The following is a 13,653-nucleotide window of genomic DNA, read 5'->3' on the forward strand; positions in this document are numbered from 1 at the left end:
TCAGCTCCCTGAACCTTGACCGAAAACCTGCATATCCTGCGGCTTCCACTCACAGAGAAGCTTTTCGCCGCTCTGGAAACTGTGGCCGGCACTGGCGGTATGCACCTCGGTCGTCAGCGTGTTGCCGCCGATATCGATGTCGTATTGCACGACGTCGCCGATATAGGTGACGCGCGTGACTTTGCCTTGAGCGGCGTTGGTGGCCATGCTGACAAGCGAGCGGTCGCGGCTCGGCGTCAGGCTGATGCGGTGCGGACGGATGGCGGCTTTCGCCTTGCCTGATGTGAGGCCGCGGGTGTCGCAGGGGTAGACGGAAGCACCGATGCGTACACGGTCGAGTGCCTCGATTTCGCAATCGAGAACATTGGTGCGACCGACGAAGTCGGCTACGAACAGATCGGCCGGGCGCTCGTAGATGTCTTCCGGCGTGCCGAGCTGGGCAAGCTTGCCCTTGTGCATGACGCCGACGAGGTCGCACATGGTCAGCGCTTCCACCTGGTCATGGGTGACGAAAACGGTGGTGATCTGCAGGCGCTGCTGGATTTCGCGGATTTCGATGCGCATGTCGTCGCGCAGTTTTGCGTCGAGGTTGGACAGCGGTTCGTCGAGAAGAAGAAGGCGTGGACGGATGACGAGAGCGCGGGCAAGCGCCACGCGCTGCTGCTGGCCGCCAGACATTTCCTTCGGCTTGCGGTCGCCGTAACCGGGCAGGCGCACCATTTCGAGCGCTTCTTCCACACGGTCGCGCGCTTCGACGCGGTTGACGCCGCGCATTTCCAGGCCAAAGGCCACATTCTGCGCCACCGTCATGTGCGGGAACAGCGCGTAATTTTGGAACACGAGGCCTATATCGCGCTTGTGCGGGGGCTTGTGGGAAATGTCGTCGCCGTCGATGGTGATCTTGCCTTTGGTGATGTCCAGAAGGCCGGCGATCATGCGCAATGTCGTGGTCTTGCCGCAGCCGGACGGGCCGAGAAGACCAAGCAGCTTGCCCTTCGGCACGTCGATGTCGAGATCGTCGACGGCCATGTAATCGACGCCGTAACGCTTGGTTATGCCCTTGAGCTTGAGAAAGGCCTGATCGCCGGTATTGGTTTCGGCGGCCAGATGATCCTGGCGCAGTTCCTGAGTTTGCATGTCGTCACCATGTGCGGATTTGAGGTCGTCGAGGGCAACGGGACCAGAGGTCCCGTCACGATGGCGTGCGTGCTCGATCACGCGCGATTGGCGCGTGCCGCAGGGTCGTTGTTTTGAAACAGTGGACGGAGTCCGGGCCTCGGATGGCCCGGAACTTAATTTTAGCGGCCGGCCGGGATGATCTGGCGTCGCCACGGCTGCAGGATGTCATCGCGCATGTCGCCGATCGTCATCCAGTCGACCGGGATCAGCTTTTCGCGCTGCGCCGGGTCCATCATCGGAATGCGCTTGGCGGTGGCTTCGTCCACGACCGCCTTGGTGTTGACCGGTGCATAGAACATCGCCTTGGCAAAGGCTGCCTGTGCTTCCGGGCCGATGGCATAGTTGATGAAGGCCTGCGTTGCTTCGGGCTCGGATGCCTTTTCGATGGCGCTGAGGACGTTGATCTGCGAGGCAGTGCCCTCGGTCGGACCCACCGATGCCATGCGGCCTTCCGTCTGGTCGAAATAGAATTGCGAGCGGGCGTTCCAGCCGATCGAGACCGTGGCCGTGCCATTTGCCACCAATGTGTAGGCGTCCGGCCTCGGTTCCCAGGTCTGGACGCGCGGTGCCAATTCGACCAGCTTGTCGACACCCGGATCGATCGTTGCCTTGTAATCCTGCTCACCGGCCAGGCGGTTTGCAATGATCGTCAGCAGGATCGCCTGTATGTCGCCGCCGCCCTGCGCCGGCAGAACCACCTTGCCATCCTGATTTACATCCCACAGCGCCTCCCAGCTGGTCGGGGCCGTTGGGAAGGCTTCGCTGTTGTAGATCAAAGTAAGGGTGTCGTAAGTCAATGGCACGGCCGATCCGCCTAGATCCTTGCCGAGATCGGAGACGTCCGCGTAATTCGACAGGCTGAACGTATCGAGTTCGGCAACGAGGCCTTCCTCCTTGGCGATCTTGGCGACGGAAAGGTCGTAGATGACCGCATTGACCTGCGGTGCGTCGCGCTGGGCACGCATGTTGCCGAGCGACGTGGCGGCGTTCTGAACGCCATAATAGCGCACGGTGATGTCGGGATGCGCCTTCATGAACGGCTCGATCACCGCCTTGGTGTAGTTTTCTTCAAACGGGCCGCGATAGCCCATGACGGTAATTTCCGCGGCGCTGGCATAGGCTCCCGACAGCATGGTCGCTGCCAGAAGCGTGACGGAAAAGACTTTCGTGGAAATGCGTTTCATATCGATATTCCCCTTGTTTGCCTTTTTGGCCTTGCTTATGGGGAAACGATAGGCAGCGCGTTCGAAGCGGTCCAACGACTAAAATCTATCGGCTGTTCAGAAAAACTGTCCGCCGTTCAGGCGCCTTATCCTGCCCTGTGACGCGGCCTCAGTCCGGCGCGTCGAGGATGGGGGCGAAGGTCGTCGCGTTGAAGACTTCCAGCCGGGGCTCGTCCTTCGGGAAGGCGAGAATGGTCAGGCTGGCGGGGCCGACGGGAATGATCCGGGCGGGTGCAAGCGAGAGTGCGTAGTCGAGGGCGGCGCGGATGACGCCGCCATGGCAGACCATCAGCACGGTTTGGGCTTTCGCCTCAAGGGCCTTTTCGATCGCGGCACCGATACGGGCGCGGAAATCGTGCCAGATCTCGCCGCCTTCCGGCGCAAACGTGCCCGCCCGCCAGCCGGCATAGGCGCCCGGTGCCTCACTCATCAGATGGGCTATTTCCAGTCCCGTCCAGTTGCCGACATTCTGCTCGCGCAGGAGCGGCTCCCTCGCTGCGTCGGGATGGCCGAGCAGGGCGGCCGTGTTGGCGGCGCGCTTCAGGTCAGAGGTGAGCACCAGATCCGGCGAAAAGCTTGCGACCATCGGCGCCAGTGCGTTTGCCTGTTCTCTGCCGCGTGTCGAAAGTTCGATATCGGCCTGTCCCTGAAGACGGCGGACGGCGTTCCATTCGCTTTCGCCGTGGCGCACCAGAAGTATGCGTTTCATAGAATACGTGTTCCCTGTTTATCAAAAATTGCCGCCGGCGCCGCTGGCAGCCGGAAACGGAGTTTGCCGGAGGGGCGGGCTACCTGATCCGAGACCGCGGTGATGCGAATGCCTCCCGCGATGCCGGTTATCAGAAAACGGCCGGCCATCGGTACGACCTCGGCGAGAACCGCGTCGAAGGTGCGCGGCCCATCGTCATCGGCCAGTTCTATCTGTTCGGCGCGCACCATGGCATGGCCGGAATATTCTCCCAGAAGCGGATCGGCGATTGTGCCGAACCATTTGCCGTTTTCGATCGGGATCAGGTTGGCGGCAGGCGTGCCGACGAAGCCTGCGACGAAGGCCGAGGCCGGTTCGGCGAGCAGCCGGTCCGGTGCGTCGAACTGCTCGATGCGGCCGTTGTTCATCACGGCGACATGCGTCGCCATGGTCATCGCCTCGACCTGATCGTGTGTAACGTAGACTGCCGTTGCCCCGGTTGCGGCGTGAACCTTCAAAAGTTCGAAGCGCATTTCGACGCGAAGGGTGGCGTCGAGATTGGACAGCGGCTCGTCGAACAGCATCACTTTCGGGCGAGGGGCGATCATGCGTGCAAGCGCCACGCGCTGCTGCTGTCCGCCTGAAATTTCACCTGGATAGCGATTGGCGAGGTTCTCGATCCCCAGCATGTGCATGGCGACCGTGACGCGCAGGCGGCGTTCCTCCACCGGCAGCTTGGCGACCTTCAGTGGCCATTCGATGTTGCCGGCGACCGTCATGTGCGGCCACAGCGCGTAGGACTGGAACACAAGGCCCGCATTGCGATCGGCGGGCGGTAGCGCATGGCCGGCGTCACCATCGGCAACTAGGGTATCGCCGAACCGCATCTTCCCCGATGTCGGCTGGTCGAGGCCGGCGAGCATGCGCAGCATCGTGCTTTTGCCGCAGCCGGAAGGGCCGAGCAGCACCAGGAAAGCGCCTTCCGGCACCGAGAAACTGACGTCTGACACGGCGTTGGAACTGCCGTAGGATTTTGTGATCTTGTCGAGGGAAATCACGGGGCTTGCCTCAGGTAAAAGACTGGCGACGGCGGCCGCGCAGAAGCGTCGCGGCGCCGGTGGCCAGCATGGAGATGATCAGGATGACGAGCGTGACCGCATTGGCGAACTGGTGGAACGCGTCGGATGCATAGGAATAGGAGAGCACCGCCAGAAGCGGCGATGTCGGCGTGTAGAGAAGAATGGTGATGGCCAGATCGCCGATTACGTTGACGAAAGTGATCAACAGGCCGGCGGCGAGGCCGCGTGCGGCGAGCGGCAGGGTGATCGCACCGAGCCTTCGGAAAAAGCCGGCACCGGTCATGCGCGCCGCCTCGTCGATATCACCGGAGATTTGCGACACTGTTGCGCGGCCTGTCTGCACCGCGAAGGGCAGCATGGCCGCGGTGAGCGCCAGGGCGAGCAGCAGCTTTGTTCCGTAAAGCGCAGGAAGCGGGCCGATCGGTGCACCATAAAGAGCGATATAGGCGGCGGCAAAGGCGATGCCCGGCAAAAGCATCGGCAGGAAACTGAGCTGCGAGACGAGGTTGCTGAGCAGTGGCACCTTCTGGCGGGTAAGGGCGACGGCGATGAGGATGCCGATAATGTTGGCGGCAAGCGCTACCGATGCGCCGAGTATCAGGGTTGTCGTCAAGGCTGAGAGAAGTTGCGGATTGTGGAAAATGCCGGGCTGGCCGCGGGCAAAGGCAGGGTCGGCGTCGCCGATCCAATAGTGCAGCGTCCAGTCGGAAAACAGGGACAGCGAGGAGGGCGCGAGGCTGGCCGCGACGAGCAGCAGGATCGGCAGAATAGTGGTGAGGATACAGATGATCCATGCCGCTGCGGCAAGCGGCAGGCGCGCTCCGCCCAGCGCGAACTGACGCGGTCTGGCGCCTTTGCCGCTGATCGTCGCAAAGCTGCGGCGGCCGGAGAGCAGACGGTTTCCGAGACCAAGGAAGATCGCCGAAATGCCGATCAGAAGGATCGCGAGCACATAACCGCGTTCCGTCTGGCCGATCTCGATCATGCCGAACAGGCGGGTGGACAGCGTCTGCATGCGGACGGGAAGGCCAAGCAGGGCAGGGGCGGCGAAGTTCGAGACCGCTCCGGCAAAGGCGAGCGACCCGCCGGCGATGATGGCGGGTGTAACGACCGGCAGTACGATGCCGAACAGGATGCGCTTGCGCGAGGCACCCGTCATCTGCGCCGCTTCCACGAGGTCGCCGTTGACGGTGGCGAGCGCCGCAGCAATCACCGTGAAGGCGAGTGCATAGTAATGGGCGATCAGCACGATGATGGTGGGTGTCATGCCCCAGGACAGCCAGTCGGGAACTGCAAACCCAAGCCCTTCCAGCAGGCCGCCGCCGCCGCCGACGCGGCCGTTGCGGAAAACGGTCCCCCAGGCAAGCGCCGTGGCAAAGCTCGGGATCATGAAGGGCAGCGTCGCCATGAAGGCAATGGCCGGCCGGCCGGGCACATCGGTCATCACGACCAGCCAGGCGAGGAACCCTCCGAGCAGAACGCAGCCGGCGGCCACACCGAGACCGATGATCATCGTGTTGAGCGTCGGGCGCCAGAACAGGTTCTGCGACAGACGGCTTGCCAGCACATCACCCCAGGCGTCGGATGACGGATAGAATGTCTAGATAAGGATGGTCGCGAGCGGCGCCGCCACCAGCACGGTGAGGACCAGTGCCATGACGAGAGTCAGACCGCGTTTACTGAGTGCTGAACCGATCGGCCCGAGCAGGGTGGTCATGTGGTACTCCGAAAATGTATGGCGGCGTATGGCGCCAATCCTTAGCCCGTTTCCACCGCGCTCGGTGCACCGAACGGGCACGAGCAACGGGTCCCGTTTCTACCTATGAATACTCGTGGCGAGACTGGACTTTGCGGCATGTGTTCTTCTCCCCGTGCGGCAGGGAGAAAGTGTCGGCAGGCGGATGTGGAGCGACCCGACATCCGCCGCCAGAAACCCTACTGCAGGGCAAGAATGAAATCCGCTACTTCGGCGCGGATCTTTGCCGTTTCATCCGGCGCCATCTGCCAGCCCTTGAAGTCGGCAAGCGGGATGGCATCCTTGTGCGGCTTGATGTCGGAGCGGGTTGCCCAGTCGCCGGCCACGTAGAAGGGCTTGAAGCCTTCGCCGCCGGTTTCGCTTTCATCGCCCATCATGAAATCTACGGCCAGGCGGGCCGCCGCAGGGTTTGCCGGTTTCGGGTTCAGAGCCAGGAGTGCCGGAAAGACGATGCCGTTGGCCGGCGCAACGTCGTTTGCCACCTGCAGCGCCCAGCCCTCATCCTCGTTGTCGCGGCGATCCGAATAGCTGGTAAAGCCGATCGGCGGATTTTGCTGGCCCTTTGCGCCGATCGCCTTGTTGACGTCGTCGGTCGAGCCGACCAGGACGAGATCGTTGGCAAAGAGGTCGGTGATGAACTGCTGGCCTGCGTTGTCGTTGCCGTTGGTGAGTTCGATCTTCTTGCCGAAGGCGGCTTCGTAAGCTTGCGCCATCTGGTCCGACTGAAGGACGATCTCGGTCATCAGGTCGAGGTAATCGCCGCGCTGCAGCGGGTCGACCATGATCACGCGGCCTTTCCACTCCGGCTTGGTCAGGTCCCAGAGGTTCTTGACCGGGGAGCCGTTCGGATGGGCCTCCTCGTTATACATCAGGACCTTGGTGGAGAGGCGCTGGGCCAGAAGCGGTGACTTGAAGCTGTCTGCAAGGTCACCTGCCACGCGCGGCGGAATATAGGGGGACACCAGCTTGTTGGCGAAGAGTTCGGTCAGTACGACCGGGGCGTCCGAAATGTAGATGACGTCGGCACCCGGAAGGTTGGCCTGGGCCTCGCTCTTGATGCGGGCGATCTGCTCGGTCGACGACATGTCGAATGTGACCATGTCGATGCCTGGGTAGGCGGCCTCGAAAGCTTTCTCGACGCGGCCGATACGGCTGGTGAACGCATAGACCGTCACCTTGCCCTCCTGCTGGGCTTGCGGCAGCAGGTCGGCAGTGGACTTGGTGTCCAGGTCTTGGGCATGAGCTGTCGTCGCCAGCGCAAGTGCGCAAAGCGGGGCAAGAATTTTGTACATGGGCGTCTCCTCTTGGGTGAAACTATACCTCATGTAGACTTGTCTTGCTACAGTTTTGTGACGTGCAAGTTGTCTTGCAGTTATCTTTCGAATTTTGCAATCAGGTCGCCCAGCCGGTCAAGCTTGGCGAGCGCGTCCGGGCCGCGTCGGTCGGCCAAGGCAAGGATGATGGCGTTGCAGATGGCCATCGGTACGGTGAGCGTCTGAAAACTGTCGGGCATGCCGGCGCGGGGCGCAGACAGAAGCACGTCCGGCGCGGGGGTGAGCGATGGCCCCATCGTGCCCGAGATGACAACGGTCGGCGCATTCACCTCGGCCGCCACCTGCATCAGTCGTGCGTAGTCCGGCGGTTGCCGGCGAAAGGCGAACATAAGAAGCGTGTCGTCCGGCGATAGCGCCAGCATCTTCTCGGCCAGATCACGGGAGCTGCCTGAGAGCGGATGACTGTCGATGCCGAGCCGCCGCAAGCGGCGCTCCATCAGGATCGACAGGATCTCGGCATTGCCATGCCCGTAAATGAAAACCCGGCGTCGATCGAGTTTTTCAGCCGCTTCGGAGATGCGCTTGTCGGTTATGTGATCGCCGATCGCCGAAAGCGCGGTGATTTCGCTTGCCACGAGCAAAGGCAGGAAGCCGTGATCGCGGGCGTTGCTGAGCGTTGCCGAGATGCGTTCGGCTGGATCCGCGCCCTTGAGGAACTCACGCCGCAAATCATCACGAAATTCCGCATAGGAGGAAAAACCGAGCTTGCGTGCCAGGCGGGATGTTGTGGCTTCGTGCACGCCGATCCGGGCCGCGAATTCTCCGGAGGTTCCAATCGCCACTTCGCGCGGCGCCTTCAGAAGCTCGGAGATCAGCTTCTGCTCGGTCGATGTCAGGTTTTCCGCGACAGATTGCACTCGCTCGACAAGCGGCATTTCGACATCGTTCTTGGACATGGCATCACCGGTGATTTCGTTCGTCCCTCGGCTACCGTTCTAACACGTCAAATGCAATCGGACATATGACAGGTTATCTGACAACGTATACGGCGCGGCCGCCTTGCCGCATGGTCATCTTCCGCCAATCCTCAGTCTACGCCGGCGATGGCGGCTTATTGTGCAGCCGAAAACAGAGATATGCATAATGCGCATGGCTGGGCTGCGATGAACCTACTAACCGGCTTTGAGGGATGCTGTATAAACAATCCCAACGAAGCGATGCACCTCCTCCCGCAGAGCTTCGTGTTTCAGACGGCCCACTCCTCCTCCCAGGGACGTCTGAAGGAACGGCGACACTCCTCCTCCCAGTCGCTGTTCGGTTCTTTTCGAAAAGCCTGCCGCACCTCCTCCCGCGGCAGGCTTTTTCGTTTTTCCCCCTTTGTTCCATTTTCCGCCGAATGCCACTGTCGACCGGTTGCTGATGTCTGTGGCATGCGGCCCGCCTATTCGTGGCGTTGCCACAAGACAGCACTTTTCATATTCCGCCGCTGGCCGCCGGACTATGAAAAGGCAGGCCGACGGTGCCGGCCTGCCTCGCTGTTGTTCTGTCCTGTACGGATTATGCGTCGAGATAACGCTCGGCCAGGCGTGCCCACATGGCAGAACCGGTGGTCAGGCTGCCGTCGTTGAAATCGTATTTCGACGAATGCAGGATGGCGGAGTCCTTGCCGTTGCCGAGCCGCAGGAAACTGCCGGGGCGGTGATGGAGGAAATAGGCAAAGTCTTCGCTGCCCGGCAGCGGCGGGCAGGTCGAGACATTGTCCGTACCGACCAGTTCCTGCGCCACTTCACGGGCAAAGGCGGTCTCGGCTTCCGAATTGATCACGACCGGATAGCCGTACTCGTATTCGATGTCGGCGGTAGCGCCATGGCCTTCGGCAACGCTTGCCGTCAGCTTGCGGATACGCTCTTCCAGCAGGTCAGCGACGGCGGGATCGAAATAGCGGACGCTCATCGAGATCTTCGCCGTGTTCGGAATGACGTTCGACGCTTCACCGGCATGAATGGTGCTGACGGTCACGACGGCCGTCTGGGTCGGGTCGATATTACGCGACACGATCGATTGCAGTGTCGTCACCAGATTGCAGGCGATCAGAACCGGGTCGATGGTCAGATGCGGACGGGAGGCATGGCCGCCTTTGCCGTTGATGGTGATCTTGACCGTGTTGCCACCCGCCATGATGGCGCCGGGACGGGTCAGAAGCGCGCCCGCCGGCATTCCGGGATGGTTGTGCAGACCGAAGATGGCGTCGATCGGGAACCGCTCGAACAGGCCGTCGGCAATCATCTTCTGCGCGCCGCTTTCCTTGCCGGCCTCTTCGGCGGGCTGGAAGATCAACGTTATGGTACCGTTGAAGCGCTTGGTGCGGGCCAGATATTCGGCGGCGCCGAGAAGCATCGTCGTGTGGCCGTCATGGCCGCAGGCATGCATCTTGCCCGCAACCGTGCTGGCATAGGCCGCACCGGTCTCTTCCAGGATCGGCAGGGCATCCATGTCGGCGCGGATGCCGATGCTCCTGGTGCCGGTGCCGTTTTTCAGGGTGGCGACAACGCCGTGGCCGCCGACATTGCGGGTGACATCGTAACCCCAGGCTTCCAGCTTTTCGGCGACATAGCGGGCCGTTTCCGCCTCTTCGAAGGAAAGTTCGGGATGGGCGTGCAGGTGGTGGCGGGTTGCCTTCAGTTCGGCTTCCATTGCGTCGAAATCGGCAACGCGGGCGTACAGGTTGTCTTGGGTGGTCATGGCTTGTCCAGACTGTGCGGAATTCGAAAAAAAAGACCCCGGCCTTTCGGCCGGGGCTAGGCGGGGAGGGGGTTTAAAGGAAGCGCGACAGAAAGGCCTGCGTGCGCGGATGCTGCGGATTGCCGATCACATCTTCCGGCTTGCCCTGTTCGACGATCACGCCGCCATCCATGAACACCACGCGATCGGCGGCTTCCTTGGCAAAACCGATCTCGTGGGTGACGACGATCATGGTCAGGCCCTGTTTCGCCAGATCCTTCATCGTTGCCAGCACTTCACCGACAAGTTCCGGATCGAGCGCCGAGGTCGGCTCGTCGAAAAGCATGAGCTTTGGCTTGATCGCCAGTGCTCGGGCGATCGCCACGCGCTGCTGCTGGCCGCCGGAAAGCTGGCGCGGATAGTTTTCCGCCTTTTCCGACAGACCGACACGCTTCAGGAGCTGTTTGGCGTTCTCGATCGCATCCTTGCGGCTGTGGCCATGCACGCCGACCGGTGCCTCGACGATGTTCTGCAGCACCGTCATGTGCGGGTAGAGGTTGAATTGCTGGAACACCATGCCGATCTTTCGGCGCTGCTTGGCGATGCCGTTGGCGGAGAGCTTTTCGAGACGGTCGTTCTTGACCCGATAGCCGATCTGCTCGCCGTCCACCTCGATGAAGCCCTGCTGGATGGCTTCGAGGTGGTTGATACAGCGCAGGAAAGTCGATTTTCCGGAGCCCGAGGGGCCAAGGATGACTACGACTTCCCCCGGCATGACGTCGAGGTCTATGCCCTTCAGCACTTCGAGCTGGTCGAAGGCCTTGTGGACGTTGCGGGCCTGAACGAGAGGTTTTGCATCAATGCCGGTTTCTTGGGAAAGGGCGGTCAATGGCTTGCCTCCTCGGTTACAGCCGCGGGCTTGGCGGCGCCGGCATTGCGGCGTTCGCTGCGGCCGTAATAGGCTTCGATATAGTTCTGGCCGACATTGAGGATCGAGGTGATCAGCAGGTACCAGAGGACGGCGACCAGCAACATCGGGATGATCTCGAACGTGCGGTTATAGATCGACTGCACCGAATAGAGCAGATCGGCCATGGCGATGACGCTGACGAGCGAGGTCGCCTTTATCATGCTGATCAACTGGTTTCCTGTCGGCGGCACGATGGAGCGCATCGCCTGCGGAATGATGATCCGCCACAACGCGCGTGCTTTGGTCATGCCGAAAGCTTCCGCGGTTTCCGCCTGGCCGCGATCGACGGACAGAAGGCCGCCACGAATGATCTCCGCCATATAGGCAGCTTCGTTGAGTGCCAGGCCGACGATCGCCGCGGTCATCGGCGTGATCACCGAATTGGTATCCCAGCTGGCCAGTGTCGGGCCGAAGGGAATGGCGATCGACAGGTTCGGGAACAGCGTCGACATGTTGTACCAGAAAATCAGCTGGACCAGCAGCGGCGTGCCGCGGAAGAACCAGATGAACAGCGAGGCAAAGCCGCTCGCCAGCCTGTCCTGCGACATGCGCATGATGGCGATGACGAGGCCGACGGCGACGCCGATGATCATCGCTATGACGGTCAGACCAAGGCTGACATACAGGCCCTGGATGACGGTCGGGTCAAAGAAATACTGGGCGACGACCGGCCAGCCGAAGTTCTCGTTGTTGGCGACGATCCAGCCGAAATCGACCACGACGATGGCGATGACGAGCCAGAGAAGCAGACGGCCGGTACGGAAGGGCGTGTGGGCCGTTGCCACATCGCGGAAGTCTGCAGCGCCCGAGGGCGCTGCGCTGGTCACGGTGTTGGTGCTCATTTGGGAAGCTGTCCGCCGAGGTTGATGCCGGGTTCCTTGATCATGTTGTTCTCAAGGCCCCACTTGGCCATGATCTTGGCATAGGTGCCGTCCGCCATCATCACCTTGAAGGCGTCGACGAAGAGCGGGCCGAGCGGCGAGCCCTTCGGCACGACGGCGCCCTGGAAGATGTCGCTGAAGCCGTTGCTCTGGCCGACGCCGGTCAGTTCCAGCTGGCCGTTCGCCTGCTGGACGAAATAGGTCAGCGGCGCCTGCGACGAGAAGAAGGCATCGGCGCGCCTGGAGCGGACAGCCAGGATCGAGGCAGGCTGGTCGGTGTAGGACTGGACTTCGACGGCGGCCTTGCCTTCGGCAACACACTTGTCCGACTGGACCTTGATCACGCGTTCGGCGGAGCCGCCGGCCATGACCGAGATGCGCTGACCGCAGGAGGTGTCGAGCGAGGTGATGCCCTTCGGATTGCCCTTCAGCGTTGCGAAGACGACGAATTCCTGAACCCAGTCGACGAAGTCGTTGGCGGCTTCACGGTCCTTGTAGTCGCCCACCGGGCCGAAGGCGAACTGGTAACGGCCCGAGTTGACGCCGGCGAGCAGCGCCGGGAGACCGCCGACGGTCGCATGCTCGATCTTGACACCGAGCAGCTGGCCGAGCGCGTCGGTGAGGTCGGCGCTGGCGCCGGTCATTTCCGTGCCGGTGACGATTTCATAGGGAGGGAACGAGCCGTTGTTGACGGAGATCATCTGGCCGGCCGCCTTGATCTCTTCCGGCAGGCGGTCGTGCAGTTCCTTGTTTACCTCGAGCTTGATGGAGGCGTCCTGCGCTGTCGCCATGCCTGGGAGCGCGGCGCCTGCGAGAGCGGCGCCGGCCAGAGCGAGAGCGATGAGTTTCTTATGCGACATGTTCATTCCCCTTTGTTTTACAAGGCTACGTTTCTTGAGAGATACAAGTTTCAGATCCGGCTGCCGTCGGTATCGTATGCGAACAGTTCTTCCGGTTTCATGTGGCGCTTCATGATGCCCTGCGCATGCAGTTCGCCGGCAAAGTCGTCGATCATCCGACGGTTGGCGGCAAAGCCGCTTGCATCCCAGCCCTTGGGCAGTTCGCGCGAGGTTTTCAGCACTTCTTCGAACATCCAAGGGGTTGTCTCGGCATATTTGCGGCGCTTTTCGGTCCACATCTTCTGCGATTCATCCACCAGTCGGCTTACCTCGGCGATCACCCACGGGTTTTCGGCAACGATCTCGGCCTTGATGCCGATCAGGTGCATGCCGGGAACGTAACCGACCTCGTCAAAGTAGCGGCGTTCTTCGCCCCGGAAATCAGCCAGCACCTGGCGGAACGGCGAGCCCGGCTCGAAATAGCCGTTCGGCATGAACGGCGTGAAGATCGCATCCAGTCCGCCATCGCGCAAAAGATCCACCATCGGCTTTTCGCCAGGGCAGGCCTCGATCAGGCCGGGCTGGCCAAATCCGTCCAGACGGTCGGTGATCGGGTGCGCCTCTGTCAGGCGGCCAGCGTACCACATCGCGTCCTTGACTTCGACACCTTCGCGGCGGATGGCGGCGCGGGTCCAGGTGTTGCCACTATCGCGCCAGCCGGTGACGCCGATGCGCTTGCCCTTGAGCTGGCCGAGCGTGGTGATGTCGCTGTCGGCCATCGTCATGATGCAGCGATGACGGAAGCCGCGCATGATGAAATTCGGGATGCCGACGACACTCTCGTCGCCGTCGTGGCGAAGCTGGGTGTAGCGGCTGAAGGAGATTTCCGCCGCGTCGTGATCGGGATCCTTGCCCAGATGCGAGACCAGCGTGCCGATCCGGTCGACCTGAAGATCGAGCTTGTCGGAGGTGACGTCACCGAGAACCAGAGGCGTCATGTAGTCCCAGTCACGCAGTGCAATTTTAAGGCGCAGTGTCATTTG

General features: G+C 61.7%; 12 protein-coding genes. All 12 read right to left on the minus strand.

What is annotated here, in order from left to right:
- The gene (locus AC0JZ4_RS18955) at positions 1-1,137 is read right to left on the minus strand and encodes an ABC transporter ATP-binding protein (RefSeq protein ID WP_471888061.1); all 1,137 of its coding nucleotides are present in this window, start codon (positions 1,135-1,137) and stop codon (positions 1-3) included.
- A gap of 161 nt (positions 1,138-1,298) precedes the next feature.
- Positions 1,299-2,363, minus strand: coding sequence for an extracellular solute-binding protein (locus AC0JZ4_RS18960; protein ID WP_471888062.1), 1,065 nt, complete (start codon positions 2,361-2,363; stop codon positions 1,299-1,301).
- Between the two features lie 148 nt (positions 2,364-2,511).
- The gene (locus AC0JZ4_RS18965) at positions 2,512-3,111 is read right to left on the minus strand and encodes a histidine phosphatase family protein (RefSeq protein WP_471888063.1); all 600 of its coding nucleotides are present in this window, start codon (positions 3,109-3,111) and stop codon (positions 2,512-2,514) included.
- On the minus strand, positions 3,108-4,148 hold the full coding sequence (locus AC0JZ4_RS18970; protein WP_471888064.1) for an ABC transporter ATP-binding protein: 1,041 nt from the start codon (positions 4,146-4,148) through the stop codon (positions 3,108-3,110). Before AC0JZ4_RS18970 ends, AC0JZ4_RS18965 begins: the two co-directional genes overlap by 4 nt.
- A 10-nt stretch (positions 4,149-4,158) precedes the next feature.
- Complete coding sequence (locus tag AC0JZ4_RS18975; RefSeq protein ID WP_471888065.1) at positions 4,159-5,736, minus strand: ABC transporter permease; 1,578 nt, start codon at positions 5,734-5,736, stop codon at positions 4,159-4,161.
- A 368-nt stretch (positions 5,737-6,104) separates the two neighbouring features.
- Positions 6,105-7,217: an ABC transporter substrate-binding protein gene (locus tag AC0JZ4_RS18980; protein WP_471888066.1), complete on the minus strand. Its 1,113-nt coding sequence runs from the start codon at positions 7,215-7,217 to the stop codon at positions 6,105-6,107.
- Positions 7,218-7,297: 80 nt separating this feature from the next.
- A complete protein-coding gene (locus AC0JZ4_RS18985; RefSeq protein ID WP_471888067.1) occupies positions 7,298-8,155 on the minus strand; it encodes a MurR/RpiR family transcriptional regulator in 858 nt (285 codons plus the stop codon).
- A gap of 601 nt (positions 8,156-8,756) precedes the next feature.
- Positions 8,757-9,941 carry a M20 aminoacylase family protein gene (locus AC0JZ4_RS18990; RefSeq protein WP_471888068.1) on the minus strand — a complete coding sequence of 395 codons (1,185 nt, stop codon included), beginning with the start codon at positions 9,939-9,941 and terminating at the stop codon, positions 8,757-8,759.
- Positions 9,942-10,014: 73 nt separating this feature from the next.
- Positions 10,015-10,809: an amino acid ABC transporter ATP-binding protein gene (locus AC0JZ4_RS18995; protein ID WP_471888069.1), complete on the minus strand. Its 795-nt coding sequence runs from the start codon at positions 10,807-10,809 to the stop codon at positions 10,015-10,017.
- Positions 10,806-11,732 (minus strand): amino acid ABC transporter permease, encoded by a 927-nt coding sequence (locus AC0JZ4_RS19000; protein ID WP_471888070.1) that lies wholly within the window; start codon positions 11,730-11,732, stop codon positions 10,806-10,808. Before AC0JZ4_RS19000 ends, AC0JZ4_RS18995 begins: the two co-directional genes overlap by 4 nt.
- Positions 11,729-12,631 (minus strand): ABC transporter substrate-binding protein, encoded by a 903-nt coding sequence (locus AC0JZ4_RS19005; RefSeq protein WP_471888071.1) that lies wholly within the window; start codon positions 12,629-12,631, stop codon positions 11,729-11,731. The genes AC0JZ4_RS19000 and AC0JZ4_RS19005 overlap by 4 nt, the downstream gene beginning before the upstream one ends.
- A gap of 50 nt (positions 12,632-12,681) precedes the next feature.
- On the minus strand, positions 12,682-13,650 hold the full coding sequence (locus AC0JZ4_RS19010) for a substrate-binding domain-containing protein (protein ID WP_471888072.1): 969 nt from the start codon (positions 13,648-13,650) through the stop codon (positions 12,682-12,684).
- Between the last annotated feature and the right edge of the window lie 3 nt (positions 13,651-13,653).

The sequence above is a fragment of the [Rhizobium] kunmingense genome, from assembly GCF_977018605.1.

Coding starts and splice junctions, on each gene's coding strand:
- AC0JZ4_RS18985 (WP_471888067.1), bottom strand. CDS start 8,155: ATGTCCAAGAACGATGTCGAAATGCCGCTTGTCGAGCGAGTGCAATCT.
- AC0JZ4_RS18960 (WP_471888062.1), bottom strand. CDS start 2,363: ATGAAACGCATTTCCACGAAAGTCTTTTCCGTCACGCTTCTGGCAGCG.
- AC0JZ4_RS18965 (WP_471888063.1), bottom strand. CDS start 3,111: ATGAAACGCATACTTCTGGTGCGCCACGGCGAAAGCGAATGGAACGCC.
- AC0JZ4_RS18990 (WP_471888068.1), bottom strand. CDS start 9,941: ATGACCACCCAAGACAACCTGTACGCCCGCGTTGCCGATTTCGACGCA.
- AC0JZ4_RS19005 (WP_471888071.1), bottom strand. CDS start 12,631: ATGTCGCATAAGAAACTCATCGCTCTCGCTCTGGCCGGCGCCGCTCTC.
- AC0JZ4_RS19000 (WP_471888070.1), bottom strand. CDS start 11,732: ATGAGCACCAACACCGTGACCAGCGCAGCGCCCTCGGGCGCTGCAGAC.
- AC0JZ4_RS18980 (WP_471888066.1), bottom strand. CDS start 7,217: ATGTACAAAATTCTTGCCCCGCTTTGCGCACTTGCGCTGGCGACGACA.
- AC0JZ4_RS19010 (WP_471888072.1), bottom strand. CDS start 13,650: ATGACACTGCGCCTTAAAATTGCACTGCGTGACTGGGACTACATGACG.
- AC0JZ4_RS18955 (WP_471888061.1), bottom strand. CDS start 1,137: ATGCAAACTCAGGAACTGCGCCAGGATCATCTGGCCGCCGAAACCAAT.